Source organism: Corynebacterium hylobatis, from assembly GCF_003955685.1.
Lineage (GTDB): Bacteria > Actinomycetota > Actinomycetes > Mycobacteriales > Mycobacteriaceae > Corynebacterium > Corynebacterium hylobatis.
On record NZ_RXHJ01000010.1, the window covers coordinates 32,483 to 57,313 of the forward strand.

At 68.8% G+C, this 24,831-nt stretch carries 24 protein-coding genes; 21 read left to right on the forward strand and 3 right to left on the reverse strand.

The features are described from left to right. Nucleotides 1-95: 95 nt before the first annotated feature. Nucleotides 96-419 (forward strand): Rv2175c family DNA-binding protein, encoded by a 324-nt coding sequence (locus tag EAH68_RS09065; RefSeq protein WP_126121048.1) that lies wholly within the window; start codon nucleotides 96-98, stop codon nucleotides 417-419. Here EAH68_RS09065 and EAH68_RS09070 read toward each other — a convergent pair. The 3 genes from EAH68_RS09070 to EAH68_RS09080 are packed head-to-tail and all read right to left on the reverse strand — an operon-like array spanning nucleotide 322 to nucleotide 3,605. Next, complete coding sequence (locus EAH68_RS09070) at nucleotides 322-1,851, reverse strand: alpha-(1->6)-mannopyranosyltransferase A (RefSeq protein WP_126121013.1); 1,530 nt, start codon at nucleotides 1,849-1,851, stop codon at nucleotides 322-324. The genes EAH68_RS09065 and EAH68_RS09070 overlap by 98 nt on opposite strands. Further along, the gene (locus EAH68_RS09075; RefSeq protein ID WP_126121014.1) at nucleotides 1,851-2,951 is read right to left on the reverse strand and encodes a polyprenyl synthetase family protein; all 1,101 of its coding nucleotides are present in this window, start codon (nucleotides 2,949-2,951) and stop codon (nucleotides 1,851-1,853) included. Before EAH68_RS09075 ends, EAH68_RS09070 begins: the two co-directional genes overlap by 1 nt. Before the next feature lie 54 nt (nucleotides 2,952-3,005). Continuing rightward, nucleotides 3,006-3,605, reverse strand: a complete 600-nt coding sequence (locus tag EAH68_RS09080) for a GNAT family N-acetyltransferase (RefSeq protein ID WP_164546455.1) — start codon at nucleotides 3,603-3,605, stop codon at nucleotides 3,006-3,008. A gap of 283 nt (nucleotides 3,606-3,888) precedes the next feature. Between EAH68_RS09080 and EAH68_RS09085 the strand changes: the two genes are divergently transcribed. The 20 genes from EAH68_RS09085 to EAH68_RS09180 all read left to right on the forward strand — a co-directional run bounded on the left by EAH68_RS09085 (nucleotide 3,889) and on the right by EAH68_RS09180 (nucleotide 24,626). Further along, nucleotides 3,889-4,320, forward strand: coding sequence for an SAV_6107 family HEPN domain-containing protein (locus tag EAH68_RS09085; protein ID WP_126121015.1), 432 nt, complete (start codon nucleotides 3,889-3,891; stop codon nucleotides 4,318-4,320). Between the two features lie 87 nt (nucleotides 4,321-4,407). Then, nucleotides 4,408-4,791: a DUF3040 domain-containing protein gene (locus EAH68_RS09090; RefSeq protein ID WP_126121016.1), complete on the forward strand. Its 384-nt coding sequence runs from the start codon at nucleotides 4,408-4,410 to the stop codon at nucleotides 4,789-4,791. Between the two features lie 410 nt (nucleotides 4,792-5,201). Next, nucleotides 5,202-5,636, forward strand: coding sequence for a division/cell wall cluster transcriptional repressor MraZ (gene mraZ, locus EAH68_RS09095; protein ID WP_126121017.1), 435 nt, complete (start codon nucleotides 5,202-5,204; stop codon nucleotides 5,634-5,636). Nucleotides 5,637-5,808: 172 nt separating this feature from the next. After that, entirely contained in the window at nucleotides 5,809-6,828 is a 1,020-nt protein-coding gene (gene rsmH / locus EAH68_RS09100; RefSeq protein ID WP_126121018.1) for a 16S rRNA (cytosine(1402)-N(4))-methyltransferase RsmH, read from the forward strand. 41 nt (nucleotides 6,829-6,869) lie between these two features. Continuing rightward, the gene (gene ftsL, locus EAH68_RS09105) at nucleotides 6,870-7,574 is read left to right on the forward strand and encodes a cell division protein FtsL (RefSeq protein ID WP_126121019.1); all 705 of its coding nucleotides are present in this window, start codon (nucleotides 6,870-6,872) and stop codon (nucleotides 7,572-7,574) included. A gap of 244 nt (nucleotides 7,575-7,818) precedes the next feature. Further along, a complete protein-coding gene (locus EAH68_RS09110; protein ID WP_126121020.1) occupies nucleotides 7,819-9,678 on the forward strand; it encodes a peptidoglycan D,D-transpeptidase FtsI family protein in 1,860 nt (619 codons plus the stop codon). A gap of 22 nt (nucleotides 9,679-9,700) precedes the next feature. Next, the gene (locus EAH68_RS09115; protein ID WP_126121021.1) at nucleotides 9,701-11,191 is read left to right on the forward strand and encodes a UDP-N-acetylmuramoyl-L-alanyl-D-glutamate--2,6-diaminopimelate ligase; all 1,491 of its coding nucleotides are present in this window, start codon (nucleotides 9,701-9,703) and stop codon (nucleotides 11,189-11,191) included. Beyond that, nucleotides 11,188-12,690 carry a UDP-N-acetylmuramoyl-tripeptide--D-alanyl-D-alanine ligase gene (locus EAH68_RS09120; protein ID WP_126121022.1) on the forward strand — a complete coding sequence of 501 codons (1,503 nt, stop codon included), beginning with the start codon at nucleotides 11,188-11,190 and terminating at the stop codon, nucleotides 12,688-12,690. Before EAH68_RS09115 ends, EAH68_RS09120 begins: the two co-directional genes overlap by 4 nt. Before the next feature lie 13 nt (nucleotides 12,691-12,703). Next, on the forward strand, nucleotides 12,704-13,813 hold the full coding sequence (gene mraY / locus EAH68_RS09125; RefSeq protein ID WP_126121023.1) for a phospho-N-acetylmuramoyl-pentapeptide-transferase: 1,110 nt from the start codon (nucleotides 12,704-12,706) through the stop codon (nucleotides 13,811-13,813). Beyond that, nucleotides 13,780-15,168 (forward strand): UDP-N-acetylmuramoyl-L-alanine--D-glutamate ligase, encoded by a 1,389-nt coding sequence (gene murD, locus EAH68_RS09130; RefSeq protein ID WP_126121024.1) that lies wholly within the window; start codon nucleotides 13,780-13,782, stop codon nucleotides 15,166-15,168. The genes mraY and murD overlap by 34 nt, the downstream gene beginning before the upstream one ends. Further along, nucleotides 15,165-16,514 (forward strand): FtsW/RodA/SpoVE family cell cycle protein, encoded by a 1,350-nt coding sequence (locus tag EAH68_RS09135; protein WP_126121025.1) that lies wholly within the window; start codon nucleotides 15,165-15,167, stop codon nucleotides 16,512-16,514. The genes murD and EAH68_RS09135 overlap by 4 nt, the downstream gene beginning before the upstream one ends. A gap of 3 nt (nucleotides 16,515-16,517) precedes the next feature. After that, the gene (gene murG, locus EAH68_RS09140; protein WP_126121026.1) at nucleotides 16,518-17,600 is read left to right on the forward strand and encodes an undecaprenyldiphospho-muramoylpentapeptide beta-N-acetylglucosaminyltransferase; all 1,083 of its coding nucleotides are present in this window, start codon (nucleotides 16,518-16,520) and stop codon (nucleotides 17,598-17,600) included. A 95-nt stretch (nucleotides 17,601-17,695) separates the two neighbouring features. Beyond that, nucleotides 17,696-19,066 (forward strand): UDP-N-acetylmuramate--L-alanine ligase, encoded by a 1,371-nt coding sequence (gene murC / locus EAH68_RS09145; RefSeq protein WP_241228396.1) that lies wholly within the window; start codon nucleotides 17,696-17,698, stop codon nucleotides 19,064-19,066. Next, nucleotides 19,063-19,713 carry a cell division protein FtsQ/DivIB gene (locus EAH68_RS09150; protein WP_126121028.1) on the forward strand — a complete coding sequence of 217 codons (651 nt, stop codon included), beginning with the start codon at nucleotides 19,063-19,065 and terminating at the stop codon, nucleotides 19,711-19,713. Before murC ends, EAH68_RS09150 begins: the two co-directional genes overlap by 4 nt. A 147-nt stretch (nucleotides 19,714-19,860) precedes the next feature. Next, nucleotides 19,861-21,063 (forward strand): cell division protein FtsZ, encoded by a 1,203-nt coding sequence (gene ftsZ / locus EAH68_RS09155; RefSeq protein WP_126121029.1) that lies wholly within the window; start codon nucleotides 19,861-19,863, stop codon nucleotides 21,061-21,063. A 10-nt stretch (nucleotides 21,064-21,073) separates the two neighbouring features. Further along, complete coding sequence (gene pgeF, locus EAH68_RS09160) at nucleotides 21,074-21,805, forward strand: peptidoglycan editing factor PgeF (protein WP_241228392.1); 732 nt, start codon at nucleotides 21,074-21,076, stop codon at nucleotides 21,803-21,805. Next, nucleotides 21,802-22,506: a YggS family pyridoxal phosphate-dependent enzyme gene (locus tag EAH68_RS09165; RefSeq protein WP_126121051.1), complete on the forward strand. Its 705-nt coding sequence runs from the start codon at nucleotides 21,802-21,804 to the stop codon at nucleotides 22,504-22,506. Before pgeF ends, EAH68_RS09165 begins: the two co-directional genes overlap by 4 nt. A gap of 69 nt (nucleotides 22,507-22,575) precedes the next feature. Continuing rightward, a complete protein-coding gene (locus EAH68_RS09170; protein ID WP_126121030.1) occupies nucleotides 22,576-23,052 on the forward strand; it encodes a cell division protein SepF in 477 nt (158 codons plus the stop codon). Nucleotides 23,053-23,136: 84 nt separating this feature from the next. Beyond that, nucleotides 23,137-23,430, forward strand: coding sequence for a YggT family protein (locus EAH68_RS09175; RefSeq protein WP_126121031.1), 294 nt, complete (start codon nucleotides 23,137-23,139; stop codon nucleotides 23,428-23,430). Nucleotides 23,431-23,609: 179 nt separating this feature from the next. Then, nucleotides 23,610-24,626 (forward strand): DivIVA domain-containing protein, encoded by a 1,017-nt coding sequence (locus tag EAH68_RS09180; protein WP_126121032.1) that lies wholly within the window; start codon nucleotides 23,610-23,612, stop codon nucleotides 24,624-24,626. The last annotated feature ends 205 nt before the right edge of the window (nucleotides 24,627-24,831 follow it).

A 24,831-nucleotide genomic window follows, 5' to 3' on the forward strand; every position in this document is an offset into this window, starting at 1 on the left:
ACAGGCCGTCACTCATGCCAACGCGGACGCGCACTAGAGTAGGGGGCGTGAAATCGAAAGACATCCCACTCGAAACCCTGCTGGCCGAAGAAACCATGCTCACGCTGCCGGAGACCGCCGACCGGCTCGGTGTGGTGGTCACCCGGGTCCATGACCTGCTGGGTGCGAAGAAACTCATCGCCCACGTGATCGACGGCAGACGCCACATCCCGGAGGCGCTGTTCAAGGAGGGTGAGGCCACCACCGGCAAGTTCGTGCCCGGCGTGCTCACCCTCCTGGCCGACGGCGGCTACTCCGACGAGGAGATCCTGCGGTTCCTGTTCACCGAGGACGAGACGCTGCCGGGACGGCCGGTGGATGCGCTGCACGGTCAGCTGGCCCGCGAGGTGCTGCGCCGGGCGCAGGCCATGGCCCTCTGAGATCCCGGCCGAAGGCCCAGTCGGTGAGCACCCAGGCGAGGACGAAGACACCCGCCATCCACCACGTGTTGTAGAGCTGATGGTTGCCGCTGCCGGTGAAGGACAGGGTGACCACGACGGATGCCCCCACCGCCAGCCGCTGCACCCAGCCGGGCGGGCGGACGGTGCCCACGAGGCTGATCACTGAGGCGTAGTACCAGGGCAGCGTAACCGAGTTGAAGACGAAGGCCACCTGGTAGGCAGTCGCCGTGCCCGCGATGGCGCGGCGGTCATCCTGCCGGAAGAGCCACCAGACGATGACCAGGCCTGCGAGCATGAGCACCATCGACACCGGCCGCAGGACAGCCAGAGCCACGTTGTAGTCGAAGTCGTCGCGGAACAGCTGGATGAAGGTGGTCACCGCGCCCGCGGTCAGCGAAGGCCAGGCCAGCGGGTTGATCACCTTCGAGTTGCCGGAGATCTCCGAGAGCCAACCCCACGAGGCCCCCGACAGGAAGGTCACCGCCGCGACCACCAGCAGGGTCTCCACGACGGCGACAAAACCCGTCAGCAGGAAGGCCAGCACCTGGTTGATCCGCGCCGCGTAGTGGCGGGTGGCCATCCACACGACAAAGGGCAGGGCGATCGCCGCGGTGGCCTTGAGCGAGACCGCCACGGCGATCAGCGCCACACCCAGCACGAAACGTCGGTTCAGACAGGCCAGCAGGCCGAGGCTGACGAGCCCGACCATGACGGACTCGTTGTGCATGCCGCCGACCATGTGCAGGACCATCACCGGGTTGGCCACACCCAGCCACAGGGCGAGCACCGGATCCCCGCCCAGCCGCCGCGCGATGCGGGGCACCGCCCATGCGATGGCCGCGAAACCCGCCACGGAGAGGAGTTTGTACATGATCACCCCGGCGGTGACGTGGTCGCCGACGAGCCGGGTCACCCCCTCACCGATCCACAGGTGAAGCGGCCCGTAGGGGGTGGTGGTGTTGCGCCAGTCATGGGAGACCTCCAGCAGGAAAGGCCCCGGGTTCACGGCCGCGCCCTGCGTATAGGGGTCGAAACCGTCGCGCAGCATGGCGCCCTGCATGAGATAGGAGTAGACGTCGCGCGAGAGCATCGGTGCCGCCGGGATCAACGGCAGCACCCAGGCCCACATCGCGGTACGCACGGCCTTCTCCCGCTTATCGACGTCCCCCTCCCGTGCCCCCAGCACGTGCCTGCGGCCGAGCGTGATCCAGCCCAGCAGGAGCAGGACGACACCGAACCAGAAGACCGTGTTGGAGATGCCCGCTCCGCGGCCGTAGGCGAGGAAGTCCAGACCCGCCGCCTCCAGGACACCACCGCGGTTGCGGGTGGCGCCCCCGCCGAAGGAACCCAGGAGCAGCAGGAGGGAGCCGATCAGCCCCAGGGTCACCGCCCGGGGCAGGCGGAGGACCATCAGTGCCGGCGCGCCGTCGCGCGCCGGGCCAGGTCCGTGAGGGTGGCGGTGACCTCAGGCGCGGTGTCGGCGGCGGCAAGGTGGGCCAGGCCGGAGGCAGTCAGAGCGGTGATGCGTTCCTCGATCTCCTCGACCGCGCCGGTCTCGGCGATGATCTCGGCCAGCCGGGCGATCCGGGCGGGATCAGAGGTCGTCCCGATGCCGGCCCGCAGCTCGGCTGCGGCGGCGGGGTCGCGTTCGTCGGCACGCTGCAGTGCGGTGGCCAGCAGCACCGTGCGCTTGCCCTCGCGGAGGTCATCACCGGCGGGTTTGCCGGTGACGGCCGGGTCCCCGTAGACACCCAGCTGGTCGTCCCGGAGCTGGAAGGCGACGCCGATGTCACGACCGTAACCGCGGAAGGCGTCAATGGTGGTCTGGTCCGCACCCGCGATCGTGGCACCGAGGTGCAGGGGGCGTTCGATGGTGTAGGCGGCCGTCTTGAAGCGGTTGACCGCATCCGCCAGCACCACGTCCTCATCGGCGGTGGCCTCCAGGGTGACGTCGAGCAACTGCCCGCCGATCACCTCGGTGCGCATGCCGCGCCACGGCTCCCGGGCCCGCTGCAGTGCCTCAACCGACAGGCCGGAGTCCTGGAACATGTCCTCGGCCCAGACCAGCGCCAGATCACCGACCAGGATGGCCACGGACTCGCCGAAGTGGGCGGCGTCGCCGGTCCAGCCGCTGCCCCGGTGGTTGGCCTCCACTGCCCGGTGGACGGTGGGGTGACCGCGCCGGGTGTCGGAGGAGTCGATGATGTCGTCATGGATCAGTGCGCAGGCCTGGATGAACTCCAGGGAGGCTGCCGCCCGCAGCACGGCTGCTGGGTTCTCGGAGGTGTTCTCCAGACCACCGCCGCCGACGAAACCGGCCCACACGTACAACGGGCGGATCCGCTTGCCGCCACCGAGGACGAAGTTCTCCAGGTGGGTGACGGTTTGGCTGACCGGGGCCCCGATCGCGGAGACCTGCTCCCGGCGGGCCGCGAAGAAGCGGGCGAGTTCGTCACGGGCTGCGGCCGGGATCTGGTCGAGAGTCAGCGTTCGGGGGTCCTGGGTGCTCAATGCGGCGGTCCTTCATCAGGGCGGTGAACTGTCGAGTCCACGATACCCATTGGCCTACCGGGGTTGGTCCCCGACCTTGCCGGACCTGTCGGGGCCGTCGGACAATGGCAGGGCGACGGACAGGACCGCGAAGGGGCGGGAATCGCCGTCGAAGTGGAAGTTGCGCAGCTCATCGCGGAAGCCCATGGAGCGGTAGAGGGAGAAGGCGTTGTTGGCCTCGTTCTCCACTTCCGGGGTGGACAGGAGCGCATAGGTGGCCGGGACGTGCCAGAGCAGCTGGGAGAGCAGCTGGCGACCCATCCCCCGGCCCTGGTGTGCCGGATCGACGTGGATCTCGGCGACCTCGAAGTAGTCGCGCATGAGCACGGCCTGATGGGTGTCCGGACCACCGGCCTCCCGGAAGCCGCGACGGACCTGGCGGTCCCACCACAGGTCCGGTGCCCCGAGGTAGCCGTAGGCGACGCCGAGGAGGGTGCCCTGTTCGAAGGCGGCCAGAGCGGTGAATCCCGGCTGCATGATCTCCCGCCGCCACACCTCGATGCGGCCTGCACGGATGCTCCTGTCGTAGCCCATCGCCTCGATGTAGAGGTCGACGAGCTGCGGGGTCAGCACGGCAAATTCGGGGCCGGTCAAACGGCGGATCTCAATCGTCACCTCTCCACTGAACCACGAACAGGGCCGACCGTGGGAAAAATTCGGGCGGCAGGGCCGCGACGGAATCGAACAGGCACCCGGATCGCGGTCGGGGAAAATGCAGAGCAACCATTGACGTGTTCGAATGGCTGTTCTAGAATTGAGGGTGTCATGTCCCATGCCGTCCCTATGGTGTGGGCAACACGCAGGACGAGGCAATTGGAAGCGTGGTACGCGGACTGTCCGGAGGTCATCAGGCATGGTCCGCGGACCACATGAACGCAGTGGAAAGGAGTTGGCCCCGATGGCCCGGATCATCTCAGCGACAACGAGGTTCGCCGGCGCGGGTTCGGGCACCCGGCGGGCCGACTTCATCTTCAAGGCGCGCGGTCTCCTGGCCGCGGCGGTCAGGCACCGCCGTGCGGGGGAGTGGGACCAGGCCCTCGAATCCGCCTACCGGGCCGCCCTGCGGACCGCCGGGGCGAGGATCTCCGCCTCCACGGTGGCGGGCAGGCGCCGCCGCCCGACAAGCGCCTGGGACCAGCTCTGCCTGGTCGACGCGGAAGGGGAGCGGTGGGCCATGGCCTTCGCCCAGTATTCCCGCCTGCGTTCCCGGGTGGCCTCCGGGTTGGAGCGTGACGTGGATCCCACCGTGGTCGACCGTGTGATCTCCATGGTCACAGAGTTTCTGGCCGAGGTTGAGGCCGAGGCCGGCTGGGCTCCGGCTGCCGCGTAGCGGGGTTGGCATTCCCGGGAACATTCCCGTTAGTCTGGGCGTTGAACGAGTGAGAAGATAAACACCCAGCGATGTCCGGGAGGAACAGTGTCGCTTTCAGAGCAGGAGCAGCGAGCGCTCCGGGAGATTGAACAGTCTCTCCTTGCTGATGACCCCAAGTTCGGGTCATCCGTGGCCGGCGGCCATGGCTTCGGCGCGACCGGGACACCCGGTATCACGCTTCGGGGTGTTGCGATCGCGGTTGTCGGCCTGGTCATGCTCATCGGCGGAGTCGCACTCGCCCAGCAGAGCCTGTGGTTCATTGCGCTGAGCGTCGTCGGCTTCCTGGTGATGTTCGGCGCCGGTGTGTGGATGCTCCGCGGAGGCGGGGGATCGGCCACCGGGCGGGTCAGCAAGCGCCGGACCAACCGTGGCCGGGCGCCTGCCAGCAGCGTGGAGGAGAACTTCCGCCGCCGCTTCGAGGAGCGTTAGCCGCCAGACAGAATCAGCACGGATCAAGGTCCGCCGCACGCCCCTGCACCGGGGTGCGCGGCGGACCTTTTTCTGAATTCCCCACCTTCGCCCCCACCGCCCCCGCCGGGACCTGTGTCTACACGGAAATTCACAGGAAAGGCCACATCCGGGTGTGAAAAGGGGGTGTCCGCGGGGCGTCCCGTCCCCCGCCGCGGGTCGGTGCCCCACCGCTTTCGCTTACTTCACCTGCATCTCTTTCTCTGCCAGGCAATTTTACGGCCACGTTGAGGGTTGTTGGTGGGGCAAAGTGGGGTATTGTGGGGCGCAGCGGTGGAGAAGGGCGGCCCAAGTGGCCGCCCCGAACTATGGCGAGAACTGAATTGCTCTGAAGAGATCCGAGGAGGCGAGCAGAGGAAGGTGACCCCGGGATGTTTCTCGGTACCTACACTCCGAAGCTCGACGACAAGGGTCGGCTGACACTTCCGGCCAAGTTCCGTGCGGAACTTGCCGGTGGGTTGATGATCACGAAGGGGCAGGACCACAGCCTTGCGGTCTATCCCCGGGAAGAGTTCGCCGCACGCGTCCGGAAGGCCGCGTCGGTGTCCCGCACCAATCCTCAGGCACGTGCCTTCATCCGGAATCTGGCTGCCAGTGCGGATGAACAGCGTCCTGACGGGAGCGGTCGCATCACCCTCTCGGCCGGGCACCGTGCATACGCGGGTCTGACCAAGGAGTGTGTGGTCATCGGATCAGTGGATTTTCTCGAGATCTGGGACGCAGAGTCCTGGGCCGCTTATCAGAAGGAAACGGAAGCCGCCTTCGCGGCGGCCGACGCAGAAGACGTCCTCGGCGGACTGCTCTGATCATCCCCCGCAGGGGATGGGAGGGTGGGACGGAGCGCGTGTACGGACTCTGCCCGAGGTGATGCTCTGGTGTACTTCCCCGACATCAGATGGACACATCGGGCAGGGCCCTATACGCACCCCGTACCGTGGGCGGGCCACACACTCGATGACGAAGGGGGCTAGGGACGCCATGAGCGACATGAGCTTCGACGTCGAGGAGAATTTCGGCCATGTCCCGGTTCTCCGCGACCGGATGGCGGACCTGCTGGCCCCGGGCGTCGAGAAGCTCGGTGAGCACGCGGTCATCGTCGACGGCACCCTCGGTGCCGGCGGACACACAGAGCATTTCCTGAGGACCTTCCCGCAGACCCGCGTCATCGGCGTGGACCGTGACCCCGTCGCGCTCACTGACGCCCGCGAACGCCTCGCCCCCTTCGGTGGGCGCTTCGTCGGCGTGCAGACGCGTTTCGACGGCATCGGTGAGGCCATCGCCCACGGCGAGGGGGAGATCTTCGGCCTCGCCCGCGAGCACGGTGTCGCCGGGGCACTGTTCGACCTCGGAGTGTCCTCCATGCAGCTGGACCAGGTGGAGCGCGGCTTCGCCTACCGCACCGACGCGCCGCTGGACATGCGCATGGACCCCTCCCGGGGGAAGACCGCAGCGGATGTGCTCAACACCTACGGTCACGGTGAGCTGGCGCGCATCCTCAAGACCTACGGCGATGAACGTTTCGCCGGCAAGATCGCCTCGGCGGTGCTGCGGGAACGTGAGAAGGAGCCCTTCACCACCTCCGCACGCCTGGTCGAGTTGCTCTACTCCGCCATCCCCGCCGCCACCCGGCGTACCGGCGGCCACCCCGCCAAACGCACCTTCCAGGCGCTGCGCGTCGAGGTCAACGCCGAGCTGGAGGCACTGGAGAACGTCATCCCCGTCATCGCGGAACTGCTTGCCGTCGGTGGCCGGGCGGTATTCATGAGTTACCAGTCGCTGGAGGACCGCATCGTCAAGAACGCCTTCGCCGACATGACCGCCTCGAAGACACCCCCCGGCCTGCCGATGGACCTGCCGGGCACCGCGCCCCGCTTCCGGACCGTGACCCGGGGGGCGGAGAAAGCGAACGAGGCGGAGATCGAAGAGAATCCCCGGGCGGCACCGGTGAGGGTGCGCGCTGTGGAGAAGCTCCCTGAACCGACCGGAGGCCGACCGTGACCCAACCGACCAGGACTCGAAACGACCGTAAGGAACGACGCATGGGTGCCAGCCGTGACTTCACCAGCATCGCCGTCCTCGATCGCGGGCAATCGACCCGGGCACCGGAGAAACCGCGGGCGCCGAAGGTCCCGCAGACGCCCCTGCCGGGCCGCCGACGGCCGGTCCCCTCGCCGAACCGCCTGGGTTCGCGGCAGGTGGTCTCCGTCCGGGGCCGCCGCACCGAAGAGATCCGCCGTTCCACCCTGCTGATGAAGCTGGTCGGCATGTCTGTCGTCCTGGCCATCGCGGGTGTCGCCCTGGCCATGTGGCTGTCGGGTGTGTCCACCCAGCTGACCTTCCGCATGCAGACGCTGTCCTCCCAGGACCAGCAGCTGGCCAACCAGCTCGAGACCCTCAACCGGGACCTCGAGAACGTCCGCTCCTCCGCGGAGCTGGCCCGCCGGGCCGGTGAACTCGGCCTGGAGGTGCCCGTCCAACCGGGCATCCTCGCGGTGGGCGCCGACGGTGGGATTGTGGAGGAACGTCCGGCGGACGTGACCACGCGTCCCATCATCGACGTCAACGGTGCGCCGGTCCGCCCGGGCCAGGCCTCAAGCAACCCGGACGCGATCCGGGAGCTGGGCGACAACCTGGAGGCGATCCCCCAGGCCGAGCGGCTACGTGCCCCGGCAGAGTCGGGCGTGGCCCCCTACGAGCCGGGTGTGGCCCCCTATGCCCCGAATGTTCCCGCTGAGGATCAGTGACCCCAGAAGTACCGATTGTTGAGGACGGCAAGTGACACGACCAGGCGCCGGCGGCGTCCGACGTGCTGCGGGACGAGTTGACTCGTCCCGCAGTTCGTCATCCCGTCCCTATTCCGACGCCCGGGCAGCGCAGAGCCGCGCGCCCCGGCAACCAGAGACCAAACCGAAGAAACCCACGAAAAAACCCGGTGGGAAGCCCGGCGGGAAGCCCACTCGGCAGCAGGCCCCCACCCAGAAGGCGGTGATGACCCGCCGGTTGCGGATCATCCTTGTCTTCTTCACGGCCCTCACCGTCCTCCTGGTCGGCCGCCTCGCCTGGGTGCAGATCGTGTGGGGCCCCGAGTTCGCCGCAAAGGCGCAGCAGCAGCGTGCCCGTGTCTACGTCGAACCGGCCCGCCGCGGTGAGGTCACCGACCGCCACGGCAACCAGCTGGCCTACACCATGCAGGCCCGTAGCCTGACTATTTCCCCGCAGGTGCTGCGCAGCGAGCTCACCGAACAACAGGACCTGGCGATGCGCATGGACGGCATGTCCCGGGAGCAGATCGACGCCGAGATCGACGAGCGGGTCGAGGACGTCCTGGTGACCATGTCGCAGGAGATCCCCGCCATGATCGAGGAGGCCGGGGCGATCACCGGTGAGGTCAAGGAGGAGGAGATCCTGGAGAAGCTGCAGGCCGACTCCACCTACGAGGTCCTGGTGCGCAACGTCGACCCGGACGTCGCCGCCGAGATCGCCGCCACCTTCCACGGCGTGGCCGCCGACCACCAGGACATCCGCCAGTACCCGAACGGGGCCATCGCCGAGAACGTCCTGGGCAAGGTGTCCATGGACGGGCAGGGCCAGTTCGGTTTCGAGACCTCCGGAGACGCCATGCTCTCGGGCATCAACGGCCGCTCCACGGAGGACGTGTCCACCAACGGGCAGGTCATCCCCGGCACCCTGCGCGACGTGGTGCCGGCCGTCGACGGTGCCGCCGTGGAGCTGAGCCTGGACCTGGACCTGCAGACCTACGTCCAGCAGCTGCTGGAGCAGGCGAAGACCAACTCACAGGCGGATTCCGCGGAGGCGGTCGTCCTCGACGTGGCCACCGGTGAGGTGCTGGCCATGGCCAACACCGACACCATCGACCCCAACGGCAACATTGAGCGCCAGCTCCGGGCCGGCAAGGACTTCGAGAACCAGACAATCTCGCATCCCTACGAGCCGGGCTCGGTGGCCAAGATCATCACCGCGGCAGCCACACTCGAGGAGGGACTGACCACCCCGGACGAGGTTCACCAGGTGCCCGGTTCCATCCACATGGCCGGCGTGACCGTCAACGACGCGTGGGCCCACGGCGTGGTGCCCTACACCACCACCGGCATCTTCGGTAAGTCCTCCAACGTGGGTACCCTCATGCTCGCCGAACGCCTCGGTGAGGACCGTTTCGCGGACTACCTCCAGCGTTTCGGCATCGGTCAGACGACGGGCATCGAGCTGCCCAACGAATCCTCCGGCCTCCTGCCGGCCCGTGAGCAGTGGTCCGGCGGCACCTTCGCCAACCTGCCCATCGGGCAGGGCATGTCCTTCACCACCCTGCAGATGGCCTCCATCTACCAGGCCCTGGCCAATGGCGGCGAGCGGATCGAACCCCGCATCGTCCGGTCGGTGACGAACCCGGACGGCACCGAGCAGGAACTCGCTGAACCGGACCGCACCCAGGTGGTCAGTCCGGACACCGCCCGCGCGACGATCGACATGTTCCGCTCCATCATGCAGGACGACCCGGGTGGACTGCAGATGGGCACCGGCGCCAACGGCGCGGTCCCCGGCTACCAGACCTCCGGCAAGACGGGCACCGCACAGAAGGTCGACCCGAACACCGGGGCCTACTCCAACAGTGACTACTGGATCACCTTCGCCGGTGTCGCCCCGGCGGATGACCCGCGTTTCGTGGTGGCCGTCATGGTGGACGAACCCACTCGCGGCGTCGAGGAAGGCGGCGGGGGCGGACAGTCCTCGGCCCCGATCTTCCGCGACATCGCGTCATGGCTGCTCGACCGGGACAACATCCCGACGTCACCGCCCATGGAGGACCTCCTGATCCTCCACGCCCAATAAGTCCTCGAGGAGGAGAACCACCATGGAAAACACACTGTCCCATCTGGCCCGCATCGCCGGGGGAGAGCTCGTACAGGACTCCGGGGCTGATCCCGTCATCACCTCCTTCGGTCTGGACTCGTCCGCTCTGGCCAGCGACGGCGCCCTGTTCGCCGCCGTGCCGGGTACCCGCAGCCACGGCGCGACCTACGCCGCCGGCAGCCCGGCCGTGGCCGTACTCACCGACGCCGCCGGCCGGGAGATCCTCGCCGCGGCGGGGGAGACCCGCCCCATCATCGTCGTCGACGACGTCCGCGCGGTGCTCGGCACCGTCGCCGCCGAGGTCCATGCCCACCCCTCCGAGCGACTCACCGTGCTCGGGGTGACCGGCACCTCCGGCAAGACCACCACCAGCTACCTGCTGGAGGCCGGTCTCATGGCCGCAGGTCACAAGGTCGGTCTGATCGGCACCACCGGCACCCGTATCGACGGCCGGGCGGTGCCCACCTCCCTGACCACCCCGGAGGCCACGACCCTCCAGGAGCTCTTCGCGCGGATGGTCGACGCAGGCGTCACCCACGTGGTCATGGAGGTCTCCTCCCACGCCCTGGAGCTGGGCAGGGTGGCGGGCACGCGTTTCGACGTCGCCGGCTTCACCAACCTCTCCCAGGACCACCTCGACTTCCACCCGACCATGGAGGAGTACTTCGAGGCCAAGGCCCGCTTCTTCGACCCGGCCTCCCCGCTGGCCGCGGACCGCACGGTTGTCTGCGTCGACGACGAGTGGGGCCGGCGGATGGCGGAGCGTGCCGGTGACCCCCTGACCGTGTCCACCCGCGGCAATGACGCCGATGTCACCGCCACCCAGACCGAGGTGGCCCCCACCGGTGCGCAGACGCTGCACCTGCGGCTGCCCGGCCACGAACTGACCGCCGGTTTGCCGCTGCCGGGTGACTTCAACATCGCCAACGCCGCGGTGGCCACCGCCATGGCGTTTGCCGCCGGCGTGGACCCGGTGGCCTTCACCGCCGGCTTCGCCGACGTCGCCGTGCCGGGCCGGATGGAGCGCATCGACGCCGGACAGGACTTCCTCGCCGTGGTCGACTACGCCCACAAACCCGCGGCCGTCGCCGCGGTGCTGGACACCCTGCGCGGTCAGATCAGCGGCCGCCTCGGCGTGGTGGTCGGGGCCGGCGGCGACCGGGACGCCACCAAGCGTCCCCTCATGGGGGCGGAGGCGGCCCGGCGGGCCGACCTGGTGATCATCACCGACGACAATCCGCGCAGCGAGGTCCCCGCCACCATCCGCGCCGCTGTCCTCGAGGGCGCGCTCGCCGCCGGCACCTCCGCGGAGATCCGCGAGATCGGTGATCGCGCCGCGGCCATCGACGCGCTGATCGGGTGGGCGCGTCCCGGCGACGGCGTCGTCGTCGCAGGCAAGGGCCACGAGGTCGGGCAGCTCATCAACGGGGTGGACCACCACTTCGACGACCGGGAGGAAGTCCGGCGTGCACTGAAGGAGAAGAAACTGTGATCCCCCTGACCCTCGCGGAGATCGCGGAGATCACCGGTGGTGAGCTCCACGACGTCGAGAAGCCGGACACCCCGGTGACCGGCACCATCGAGTTCGACTCCCGCCTGATCACCCCGGGCGGGCTGTTCATCGCCCTGCCGGGCGCACGTGTCGACGGCCACGACTTCGCCGCCACCGCCATCACGGCCGGTGCCGCCGCCGTGCTCGCCGCCCGCCCGGTGGGGGTGCCCGCAGTCGTGGTCAAACCCACCGGCCGCCCCGATTCCAACGCCGACATCTACGCCCACGACACCGACGGCTCCGTCAAGGCCGTCGTCGAGGCGCTGGCCGCCCTCGCCCATGCCGTGGTCACCAGGCTGCCGGAGCTGACGGTCGTCGGCATCACCGGCTCCGCCGGCAAGACCTCCACCAAGGACCTCGTCGCCTCCGTGCTGCGCATGGCGGGGGAGACCGTCGCCCCGCCCGGTTCCTTCAACAACGAGATCGGCCTGCCCTACACGGCGCTGCGCTGCACCACCGACACCCGTTTCCTCGTCGCCGAGATGTCCGCCCGCGGCATCGGCCACATCGCCCACCTGGCCCGCTCCGTGCCCCCGCACATCGGCGCCGTCCTCAATGTGGGCACCGCCCATCTGGGTGAATTCGGTTCCCGGGAGAACATCGCCCGCGCCAAGGGCGAACTCATCGAGGCCCTGCCGGCCCGCGGGGTGGCGGTGCTCAATGCCGACGACCCCTTCGTCGCTGCCATGGCGCCCCGCACCCGCGCCCGGGTGGTCACCTACTCCGCCGGCACCCGCGCCGACCTGTGGGCCGGGGACATCCGCCTCGATGATGTCGCCCGCGCCAGTTTCACCCTGCACGCCGGTGGGGAATCCGCCCCCGTGCGTCTGCAGGTCTTCGGTGAGCACCAGGTCTCCAACGCCCTGGCAGCCGCGGCCATCGGTCTGGAGGCCGGACTCGACCTCAGCCGGGTCGCCGCGGGACTTTCCGGCCACACCAGCGCCTCCGCACACCGCATGGACGTGCAGACCCGCGCTGACGGGGTGACCGTGATCAACGACGCCTACAACGCCAACCCCGACTCCATGAAGGCCGGCATCGCCGCCCTGGCCTACACCGCCGCGGCCCGCCGCCACGCCCGCGCCATCGCTGTCCTGGGCCAGATGAGCGAACTCGGCACCGATGCGGAGGCCGCGCACCGCAAGATCGGCCGGCAGCTCGACAGGTACCGCGTCGAGCACCTGATCGCCGTCGGCGATGATCCCCACAGCCGCGCCATGGCCACCGAGGCCGCCAACCGGGGTATAACTACTGAGGTCGCGCGCGACGTCGACGAGGCCACCCGCCTCGTCGAGGCCGTGCTGCGGACCCGCCCGATCGAGCACACCGGACCCGGCAACCCCGGCGATGTCGTGCTGGTCAAGGCCTCCAACTCGCTGGGGCTGTGGCGGGTAGCGGAGAACCTCATCCAACAGCAGAACATCCAGAAGGGTTCATAGGGGCGAACACGACGTGACACAGATCATCATCGCAGGAATCGTCAGTTTCCTCGTCGCCATCTTCACCACCCCGGTGCTCATCCGGCGTTTCTCCGCCGAGGGCCTGGGGCAGGAGATCCGGGAGGACGGCCCCCAGTCCCATCTGCGCAAGCGGGGCACGCCCACCATGGGCGGCATCGCCATCATCGCCGGCATCGTCGTCGCCTACGTCACCGTGGGCATCTACGGCATGGTCATCGGCACCGGCGGCTTCACCGTCTCCGGCGTGCTGGTCCTCGGCCTCATGCTCGGCATGGGTGCGCTCGGTTTCGCCGACGACTTCATCAAACTGTTCAAGGCCCGCAACCTCGGCCTGAACAAGACCGCCAAGCTCGTCGGCCAGCTCGTGCTGGCCATTACCTTCGGCCTGCTCATCCTCCAGTTCCCTGACGCGCAGGGCCTGACCCCGGGGTCGACGCACCTGTCCTTCATCCGGGACATCGACACCGTCGACATCGCCTTCGGCGGCAGCATCATCGGCATCATCGTCTTCCTGGTGTTCATGGTCATCCTCATCGCCGCCTGGTCGAACGCCGTCAACCTCACCGACGGCCTCGACGGACTGGCCGCCGGCACCACCGCCTTCGTCATGGGCGCCTACTCCCTGATCACCTTCTGGCAGTTCCGCAATTCCTGCGAGGTCGCCGTCGAACCGGGCTGCTACTCGGTGCGTGACCCCCTCGATCTGGCGATCCTCGCGGCCGCCGGACTCGGCGGCTGCCTCGGCTTCCTGTGGTGGAATGCCGCCCCCGCCAAGATCTTCATGGGTGACACCGGATCCCTGGCCCTCGGCGGCCTGGTCGCCGGCCTGTCGGTGGCATCCCGCACGGAGCTGCTGATGATCATCATCGGCGCGCTCTTCGTCATCGAGGCCGCCTCCGTGGTCATCCAGGTCATCTCCTTCCGCACCACCGGCAAGCGCGTCTTCCGTATGGCACCCTTCCACCACCACTTCGAGAACGGTGGCTGGCCCGAGACCACCGTCGTCGTCCGCTTCTGGCTCATCGCCGCCATGGCTGTCATGCTCGGTGTGTGCATCTTCTACGCCGAATGGCTCACCGTCACGGGAGTGAGCCTGCGATGATCACCGGAACCGTCCTCATCGCCGGCGCCGGGGTCTCCGGCCGCGGCATCGTCCGCCTCCTGGAGCGCCTCGGCGTGGACTTCACAGTCGCCGACGACAACAACCTGTCCACCGGCGTCACCGTCGCCGAGGCCCGCACCGTGCTGAGCCGTTTCTCGCTGGTGGTCACCTCCCCGGGCTGGCGTCCCGACAACCCCCTGCTTGTCGACGCCGCCGCAGCCGGCCTCGAGGTCATCGGCGACGTCGAGCTGGCCTACCGCCTCGACCGCGCCGGCGCCTTCGGCCCCCCGCGTACCTGGCTGGTGGTCACCGGAACCAACGGCAAGACCACCACCACCGCCATGCTCGCGGCCATGATGGCGCAGCTGGGCCAGGACACCGGGCTGCGTGCCCGGGCGGTGGGCAACATCGGTGTCGCCGTCGCCGACGCCCTGCTTGACGAGCAACGCGTCGACGTCCTCGTCGCCGAACTGTCCAGCTTCCAGCTCCACTGGTCGAAGGAGCTGATCCCGGACGCCGGGGTGCTGCTCAACCTCGCCGAGGACCACATCGACTGGCACGGCTCCTTCACCTCCTACGCCGACGCCAAGGGCCGCGCCCTGTCCGGGTCGGTCGCCGTCGCCGGCGTCGACGACCCGGTGGTCCGCGCGGTGCTGGCGCGGGCGGACGTCGACAATCACATCGGCTTCACCCTCGCCGAACCCGGCGTCGGCCAGTTCGGCCTCATCGGTGGGCAGCTGGTGGACAACACCGGTGACGCCCCCGTCATCCTCGCGCCGGTCGCCGGCATCCAACCGGCCGGACCGGCCGGTGTGCTCGACGCGCTCGCCGCCGCCGCCATCGCCCGCAGTCAGGGCGCCACGCCGGAACACATCGCCGCCGCGCTCGCCGCGTTCCAGGTCGACGGGCACCGCGGCCAGATCATCGCCGAGACCGGGGGAGTGACCTGGGTCGACAACTCCAAGGCCACCAACCCGCACGCCGCCGACGCCGCCCTGGCCGGGCTGGACAACGTCATCTGGCTCGCCGGCGGGCAGCTCAAGGGCGCCGACATCGTCCCGCTGATCCGCTCCCACGCCCACCGGCTCAAGGCCGTCGGACTGCTGGGTGCCGATGCCCCCCGCATCGCCGCCGCCATGGCCGAGCACGCCCCGCACGTCCCCGTCCACCACACCACCCGCACCGACCCGGAGCAGGCGATCGCCGAGCTCGTCGGCTGGGCCGCGGACACCGCCGGGGCGGGCGACACCGTACTGCTCGCCCCGGCCGCGGCCTCCCTCGACATGTTCACCGGGATGGCCCAGCGCGGCGACCTTTTCGCCGCCGCCGCAAATCAACCCCGGGAGATCTCATGAGCAGCAGCACCGGCGCCTTCACCAGGGGATACCGGGCCTGGCAGTCGATGATGGAGTCCCGGCCGGGCTTCGACTACCTCATGCTGCGCACCACGGTCTTCCTCCTCACCGGCATCGGTGTGGTCATGGTCATGTCCTCCTCGATGACCTGGTCGGTCATCGAGGGCTCCACCGTCTGGGGCCAGTCCCTGCGCCAGGGCCTCATGGTCGTCCTCGGCCTCCTCACCTTCTGGGCTGCCCTGCGGGTCCCACCGGCCACCGTCCGCCGCATCGCCCCCTGGCTCATGATCATCTCCCTCCTCCTCCTGGTGGCGGTGCTCATCCCGGGTATCGGTGAGGGCAGCGAGGAGGTCGGCTCCCAGTCGTGGATCCGCGTCGGTTCCGTTGGCCTGCAGCCCTCCGAACTGGCCAAGGTCGCCATCGCGGTGTGGGGTGCCGCCTACCTCGCCGACCGCAACGACACCCGCATGAGCAGGAGCAGCCCCTTCACCATCTACCTCGGGGTCATGGTCGCGATGACCGGGCTCATCGCCGCCCAGGGTGACCTCGGCATGACCGCCAGCTTCGCGCTGGTGGGCATGTTCACCTTCGTCTTCGCCGGCGGCAGCCTCAGGATCGTCCTGCTCGCCGGCGCCGCTGCCGCGCTGGGGCTGGTGGCCATCCTGGTCGGCGGCGGTTTCCGCTCCAACCGCTTCACCGTCTACTTCGACGCACTCTTCGGCCGCTTCGAGGACACCCAGGGCGCAGCCTTCCAGTCCTACCAGGGCTTCCTCTCCCTGGCCGACGGTTCCCTCTTCGGTGTCGGCCTCGGCCAGTCCCGCGCGAAGTGGTTCTACCTGCCCGAGGCGAAGAACGACTTCATCTTCGCCATCATCGGTGAGGAACTCGGCCTGTGGGGCGGGGCACTGGTGATCATCCTCTTCGCCACCCTCGGCTACTTCGGCTACCGCACCGCCACCCGGGCGCAGAACCAGTTCCAGTCCCTCATGGCCGCTGCCCTGACCGCCGGCGTGGTCTCCCAGGCCTTCATCAACATCGGCTACGTCGTCGGGCTGATGCCCGTCACCGGTATCCAGCTGCCGATGATCTCCGCGGGCGGCACCTCCGCGATCATCACCCTCGGTTCCATGGGGTTGCTCGCCTCCGTCGCCCGCCATGAACCGGAGGCGGTCTCCGCGATGCAGTCCTACGGCCGCCCCTTCTTCGACCGCTTCTTCCTGCTGCCCGAACCCGCCGTGCGGAAGGCGGCGACGGCCCGGGAACGCCGGACGCAGGCCCGCTTCGGCGCACCCGTGACTGGTACCGTCAGAGAACATGACCGGCCCCAACCCGACAGGAGACGGTGACCCATGCCCGCACCCCAAGACACCCTGAGCGTGGTCGTCGCCGGCGGGGGCACCGCCGGCCACGTCGAACCCGCGCTGGCGGTGGCTGAGGCCCTCGTCGAGCAGCACGGCGCCACCGTCACCGCCCTGGGCACCCCGCGCGGCCTGGAACGTGACCTCGTCCCCGCCCGCGGCTTCGACCTCCGCCTCATCGACCCGGTACCTGTACCGCGGCGACCCAACCTCGACCTGTTCAAGCTGCCGGTCCGGGTGGTCAAGGCGGTACGCCAGACCCGGGAGATCCTCCGCGACGTGCAGGCCGACGCCCTCATCGGTTTCGGCGGCTACGTCTCCGCCCCCGGCTACCTGGCGGCCCGCTCGCTGGGCATCCCGTTCTTCGTCCACGAGGCCAACGCCCGCGCCGGGCTGGCCAATAAACTCGGTGTGCGCCTCGGTGGCACCGGCTTCAACGCGGTGGCCGGTTCAGGGATGCCCGGCGAGGTCGTCGGCATCCCCGTCCGCGCAGGATTGCGCAGCGGTGACATGCAGGCCGCGGCCGAACGTGCCCGTGAGCAGTGGGGGCTCGATCCGGAACGGCGCACCCTGCTGGTCACCGGCGGTTCCCAGGGGGCGGTGAGCCTCAACCGGGCGGTGGCCGGCGCGGTGGACACACTGACCACCGCCGGAGGATTCCAGGTGCTGCACGCCTACGGCAGACGCAACACCGCCCCCGCCCCCCACGAGCACTATGTCCCCCTGCCTTATATCGGGGACATGGCGGCCGCCTACGCCGTCGCAGATCTCATCGTCTGCCGTTCCGGCGCGATGACCGTCGCCGAGGTCACCGCCTCGGGCCTGCCTGCCGTCTACGTCCCCCTGCCGCACGGCAACGGTGAGCAGGCGCTCAATGCCACTGATGTGGTCGCCGCCGGTGCCGCCCGTCTTGTCGGTGACGCCGAGTTCGACGCGGACCGGCTGGTCGCCGAGGTCACCGGCATCCTCGGTGACGGGGATACCCTCGAGACCATGCGGGCGGCCGCCCGGGGGCACTCCGCAGGGGATACCGCAGCGTATCTGGCTGCTGCGGTCGCTGCGGCGTTAGAATGACCTGTCCGTCCCACCCACACCCAGGAGCCTGAAATTCCGTGACCGATTCTGTCGACCTCTCCCGCGTCCACCTCATCGGCATCGGCGGTTCCGGCATGTCCGGGGTTGCCCGCATCCTGCTTGACCGGGGCGCGGTGGTCACCGGCTCCGACGTGAAGGACTCCCGCCCCGTCCGGGCTCTGCGCTCGGCGGGCGCGCTTGTTGCGGTGGGCCACGAGGCGGAGAATCTCCGCCTGGCGGGGGAGCCGCCGACCGTGGTTGTCGTCTCCTTCGCCGCGATCCCGCAGGACAATCCGGAACTGACCGCCGCCCGCGAGCTGGCCATCCCGGTCATCCGCCGCTCGGATCTGCTCGGTGAGCTGATGAGCGGGCGTCGCCAGGTGCTCTTCGCGGGTACCCACGGCAAGACCTCCACCACCTCCATGGCGGTGGCTGCGATGCAGGCCGCGGGCATGGATCCCAGCTTCGCCATCGGCGGCCAGCTCAACCGCTCGGGCACCAACGCCCACCACGGCACCGGGGACAGTTTCGTGGCGGAGGCCGATGAATCGGACGCCTCCCTGCTGCGGTACTGCCCCGACATCGCGGTGGTGACCAACATTGAGCCGGACCACCTCGACTTCTTCGGCACCGCCGAGGCCTACCACCGGGTCTTCGACGATTTCGCCGGCCGCCTCACCCCGTCCGGCCATCTGGTGGTCTGCCTTGATGACGTCCATGCAGCGGAGCTGGGTGAGCGCTGCCTGGAGCGTGGCGTGAACGTGCTGGGTTACGGCACGACCGCGGCCGCTGCGCTGCACCCGTCGATCCCGGTCGGCGCGGAAGTCCTCAGCTCGGACGTCACCGACGAAGGTTCGGTGGCGCATGTGCGCATCGGTGACCGGGATCTGACAGTCCACCTGCAGATCCCCGGCCAGCACATGGTGCTCAACGGGGCGGGCGCGCTGCTGGCAGGCCACCTCGCCGGCGGGGACCCGGTGCTGCTCGCCGAGGGGCTGAGCGATTTCAACGGTGTGCGCCGGCGTTTCGAGTACCGGGGCACCGTTGGGGGAGTGCGTGTCTACGACGATTATGCGCACCACCCCACCGAGGTGACGGCGGTGCTGCAGGCCGCCCGCCAGAAGGTCGGGGCGGAGGGCACCGGTGCGCGCGTCATCGTCGTCTTCCAGCCGCACCTGTACTCCCGCACCATCGAGTTCGCGGCCGAGTTCGCCACGGCGCTCTCGCTTGCCGACGCCGCCGTGGTCCTCGACATCTTCGGCGCCCGGGAGAAGCCGGTCGAGGGGGTCAGTTCCCGCATCATCATCGACTCGATGACCGCGGAGCAGGTTGTCTACGAACCGGACTTCTCCCAGGCCCCGGAGACCGTGCGCCGCCTGGTGGAGGAGGGGGATCTCGTGCTCACCATGGGTGCGGGCAACGTCACCCTCCTGGCCGGGGAGATCCTCGCCACGTTGGGTGAATGATGCCCCGGAAGAAGATTCTCCTCGGCGTGGCCGGGGTGCTCGCCCTGCTGGCCGTGATCGTCGGCCTGCTCTGGGTGCTGCCCGTCCTGCGGGTGTCGGAGTATGCGGTCACCGGCAACGTGCACACCCCGGAGGAACAGGTCATCGAGGCCACCGGTGTCGCTGAGGGTGAGAACCTCGCCCGCGTGGACGCCGGCCGGGCGGCGCGCGGGGTGGCGGACCTGCCCTGGGTGCACAGCGCGACCGTCACCCGCGGCTGGCCGGGTACCCTGGAGGTGGCCATCACGGAACGCCGCGCGGTCCTCTACACCCGGGAGGACGACGGCGAACACCTCATCGATGAGGGCGGGGTACCGTTCATCATCGCCACCCCACCTGAGGATGCGGTGGAGGTGACCGGGGAACCGGAGTCCTTCAGTGGCATCGCCGGGGCTGTCGCCTCCCTGCCGGACCATATCCGCGCCATGGTGGCCTCCGTGGACGCCCCCGGCCCCCACGAGCTGACCCTCCACCTGCATGACGGGCGGACGGTCTACTGGGGGGCGCCGGAGAACAACCACGACAAGTCCGTGGCGATGCAGACCGTGATCCAACGCGAGGGGCAGCACTGGAATGTGTCCAACCCCGCGATGGTCACTGTGCGTTAAAAACGCACGTCAACAACCCTTAACCTGAGGTTGAGAGTGTGGACACGCCGCCGAAATGTCCCGGGATTCGGGCGGGCGGTGGCCCATGATGGATACAACCTCGTTCCAAATTTCACTTAACTTCCCCGAAAGGCGCGGCCAGAACCCATGACCTCACCGAACAACTACCTCGCCGTCATCAAGGTCGTCGGCGTCGGCGGCGGCGGCGTCAACGCCGTCAACCGCATGATCGAAGAGGGCCTGAAGGGTGTCGAGTTCGTCGCAATCAACACGGACTCCCAGGCACTGCTCTTCTCTGACGCCGACACCAAGCTCGACATCGGCCGTGAGGCCACCCGTGGCCTGGGCGCCGGCGCCAACCCGGAGGTCGGCCGCACCTCCGCCGAGGACCACAAATCCGAGATTGAGGAGACCCTCAAGGGCGCGGACATGGTCTTCGTCACCGCCGGCGAGGGCGGCGGCACCGGTACCGGTGCCGCCCCGGTCGTCGCCGGCATCGCCAAGAAGCTCGGCGCCCTGACCGTCGGTGTAGTGACCAAGCCCTTCAAGTTCGAGGGCCCGCGCCGTACCCGCCAGGCGGAGGCCGGCATCGAGGAGCTGCGCCAGGTCTGCGACACCCTCATCGTCATCCCCAACGACCGCCTCCTCCAGCTGGGCGATGCCACCCTGTCCATGATGGAGGCCTTCCGTGCCGCGGATGAGGTGCTGCACAACGGTGTCCAGGGCATCACCAACCTGATCGTCACCCCGGGTGTGATCAACGTGGACTTCGCGGATGTCCGCTCCGTCATGTCTGACGCCGGTTCCGCCCTCATGGGCGTGGGTTCCGCCCGCGGGGACAACCGGGTCATGGACGCGACCATGCAGGCGATCAACTCGCCGCTGCTCGAGTCCACCATGGAGGGCGCGAAGGGTCTGCTGCTGTCCGTGGCCGGCGCCTCCGACCTCGGCCTCATGGAGGTCAATGAGGCGATGAGCATCGTCCAGGAGAAGGGCGACCCGGACGCCAACATTATCTTCGGCACGATCATCGACGACAACCTCGGCGACGAGACCCGCGTGACCATCATCGCCACCGGTTTCGACGCCGCGAAGAACAACCCGCCGGCCAACGCCCCCGGGACCCCGACCCCGGCGGAGAACCCCACCCCGGCTCCGGTCCAGGATGATTCCGCCCGCGGCCGCCTCTTCGAGGAGCGCGAGAAGCCGGCCCCGACCCCGCCGCCCGCCCCGGCCCAGGACGACCCCGGCCGCCACCATCACCGCAGCGGTTCCAGCAGCGGCCTGTTCACCTCCTCCCGCCCGGAGCGCCGGGATGACGACCTCGATGTGCCCGACTTCCTGCGCTAACCTCTAGGGCATGTCCCTGCGCAATGAGAACGAGGCTGCACGCCCCGTCCGCATGGTGTTCACCACCCGTGCGGGCGGGGCGTCGTCGTCCCCCTATGAATCCTTCAACCTGGGCGACCACGTCGGCGATGACGCCGGCACCGTCGCCGCCAACCGTGACCGCCTCGCCGGGGTGCTCGGCCTGGATCCGGGTGAGATCGTGTGGATGGAACAGGTGCACTCCAACAATGTCGCCGTCGTCGACGGCCCGCAGGCCGGCCCTGTGGAGACCACCGATGCTCTGGTGACCACCCGCCGGGGCCTGGCCCTGGCCGTCCTCGTGGCCGACTGCGTGCCGGTGCTGCTGGCCGACCACACTCACGGTGTGATCGCCGCCGCCCACGCCGGTCGCATGGGGGCCCGCAACGGGATCATCCCCCGCACCGTAGCGAAGATGGTCGAGTTGGGTGCCACCCCGGGCAGCATCCAGGTGCTGCTGGGCCCGGCGGCCTCCGGACGGAACTACGAGGTGCCGGCGGAGATGGCCGCGGACGTCGAGAAGCATCTGCCCGGTTCGCGGACCCGCACGGAGCAGGGTACGCCGGGCATCGACGTGCGCGCCGGTCTGGTGCGCCAGCTCATGGGCCTGGGGGTGACCGCCATCGAGGCGGACCCGCGCTGCACCATCGAGGACACCGATTTCTTCTCCCACCGCCGCGAAGGCACCACCGGGCGACAGGCGGGGCTGGTGTGGCTGCCGTGACACGTACCGAGGAACTGCGTACCAACCTGGCTGCCGTCCGCGCGCGTATCGACGCCGCCGCCGAGGCCGCCGGCCGCGACCCGCAGGAGATCCGCCTGCTGCCGGTGACCAAATTCCACCCGGCCGCCGACCTGCGGCTGCTCGTTGAACTCGGCGCGGCCGATGTCGCCGAGAACCGCGAGCAGGAGGCCCGCGGCAAGGCCGCCGAGGTACCCGAGGCCCGTATCCACATGATCGGGCAGGTCCAGACGAAGAAGGCTAATTCCGTCGCCCGCTGGGCCGCCAGCGTCCACTCGGTCGACTCCGTCCGCCTGGCCCAGGCCCTTGACCGCGGCATGGCACTGGCCCTGGAACGCGGCGACCGCACCACCGATGTGCTGCCCGTCTACCTGCAGCTCTCCGCCGACGGGGATCCCGCCCGCGGGGGAGTGCTCGAGGAGGACCTCGACGAGCTGGTGCAGGTCGTCGAGGAGGCGGAACACCTGGAACTGGCCGGCCTCATGGTTGTGCCGCCCCTGGACTCCGCGGCCGGGGAGGTCTTCGACCGGGCCCGCAGGCTGTGCGGGAAAATCGCGGAACAGACCGGTCGGCCGATGGAGCTGTCCGCCGGGATGTCGGGCGATCTGGAGGAGGCCGTGGCCCGGGGCTCGAACGTCGTGCGTGTCGGTACTGGTGTGCTCGGCGCCAGACCGTTACCCTAGGGAACAACAAACGACAAAAGCCCCGTGTCAGCCGCGTCTACGGGAAACCTTCCCGGGAGGATCAACCATATGTCCATCATCAGGAACGCCAAGGAGTTCTTCGGCCTCACTCCGGTCGACATGGAGCACGAGGACGCCTACTACGACGACGACCCGCAGTACCGCTCCAGCGGGTCCGCCGCCTACACCCCGGCACCCACCCCGGCCCCGGCCCGGGACTACGGCTACTCCTCCGCATACGGGGAGCGTCCCCGCTACACCCCGCAGGCGAAGCTGGTCGCTGTCGAGGTCAGCACCTACAACCAGGCCGCCGAGATCGGCGAGCCCTTCCGCAACGGCGACGCGGTTGTCTTCGACCTCAGCCGCATGGAGTCCGGCGACAAAAAGCGCATCGTCGATTTCGCGGCGGGTCTGTGCTTCGCCCTGCGCGGCGGCATGGTCAACGTGTCCAAGCACATCGACACTGACCGCACCGTCTTCGCCATCACCCCGGAGGGTGCTGATTTCAGCCAGATCGAACTGGAGCGCGCCGCCGGCCTGCGCTGACCCGCACGCTTCAAGGCATCAGGCGTCCCGCTCACGGCGGGGCGCCTGTGTTTTTTGGGTCCGGTGCCGCTAGGCTCGGTTCTCGTGAGTCTCCTCGGTGCTGTCCTCTATGTCGTCCTCCAGATTTTCGTCCTGATCCTCATCGCGCGAATCGTGATCGAGATGATCCAGGCCTTCTCCCGGAATTTCCAGCCGCCGCGCTGGTTCATCTACATCGCTGAGCCGCTCTTCGTGGTCACCGATCCGCCGGTGAAGGCGTTGCGGAAGATCATCCCGCCACTGCGGTTGGGCAATGTCTCACTCGACATGTCGATCATCGTGCTCTTCATCATTCTGTCGATCCTGCGGGTGATTGTGGTTCAGACCCTGCTGCGTTGAGCTGGCTGAGTGGCCGCTGATCTGAACCTCCGCTAAAGATTCAGGGTGTCCGTCGTCCGGACGTTCCCCTCCGGGGTTACACTTGATCAGACATTCAAAGTACGATTTCCAGAAACAACTTCGTGTGGGTCGCCCCGCACCGGCCCTCCCGGCCACCACAAAACTCGAAGGGAACGCCAATGCCGCTGACACCAGCTGATGTGCACAACGTCGCTTTCAGTAAGCCGCCGATCGGCAAGCGGGGTTACAACGAGGATGAGGTCGATCAGTTCCTCGATCTCGTCGAGGACACCCTCGCCCAGCTGCAGGACGACAATGATGACCTCCGTGCGCGGGTGGAGGACGGCGGTGCTCCCGCCGGCGTCGACAAGGGCGCTCTCCGCAAGGAGATCGAGGCCAAGGTGCGCGGAGAGTACGAGGCCAAGCTGGCCGAGGCACGCAAGGCCACCGAGAAGGCCGAGGCCGAGCTGAAGACCGTCAAGGCCGACCTGCAGAAGGCCAGGACTGACGCGGACAAGGCACGTTCCGAGGCCGAGGCCGCGAAGAAGGCACAGGCACAGGGCCCTGCCCAGGCATCCGCGGCTGCAGCACCCGCTGCCGCGGCCACCCCGGCGGCCTCCGGTGCGGCCAGTGCCGACACCCACATGCAGGCCGCCAAGGTCCTGGGCCTGGCCCAGGAGATGGCCGACCGCCTGACCTCCGAGGCGCAGGCTGAGTCCCGCTCCATGCTGGATGAGGCTCGTTCCGCCGCTGAGCAGCAGCTGGCCGAGGCCGACAACAAGGCCAACGCACAGCTCACCGAGGCCGACAACAAGGCCAACGCACAGCTGGCGGACGCCGCCAAGCGCGCTGAGCAGCAGCTGGCCGAGGCCGACAACAAGGCCAAGACCATGGTCGCCGAGGCCGAGAAGCGCGCCGAGGAGACCACCAGTCAGGCCAACTCCCGCGCCGAGGCCCAGATCCGTCAGGCCGAGGAGAAGGCCAACGCCCTGCAGGCCGACGCCGAGCGCAAGCACACCGAGATCATGGCCACCGTCAAGCAGCAGCAGACCGCGCTGGAGACCCGCATCAGCGAGCTGCGTGTCTACGAGCGCGAGTACCGCACCCGCCTGAAGACCATGATTCAGTCCCAGCTGGAGGAGCTGGAGTCCCGCGGCTCCGCGGCCCCGAACGCCGAGGGCGGCAACCAGAACTGATCTGACGCCCCACGCTGAGATCACCGCGAACTCCCCGTCCCAGGACGGGGAGTTTTCGTCGTGTGGGGTATAGTGCTGAGGCAGAAGCGATGATCCGGCCATCACCGGGGAGCATCCGGAAGAACAGTCCCGGCAGCGGGGCCCAGTAGAACCGGACGGGTGGGACCGTGACAGACCTTCACCACGAACGAAGTGGGGTGCGCAG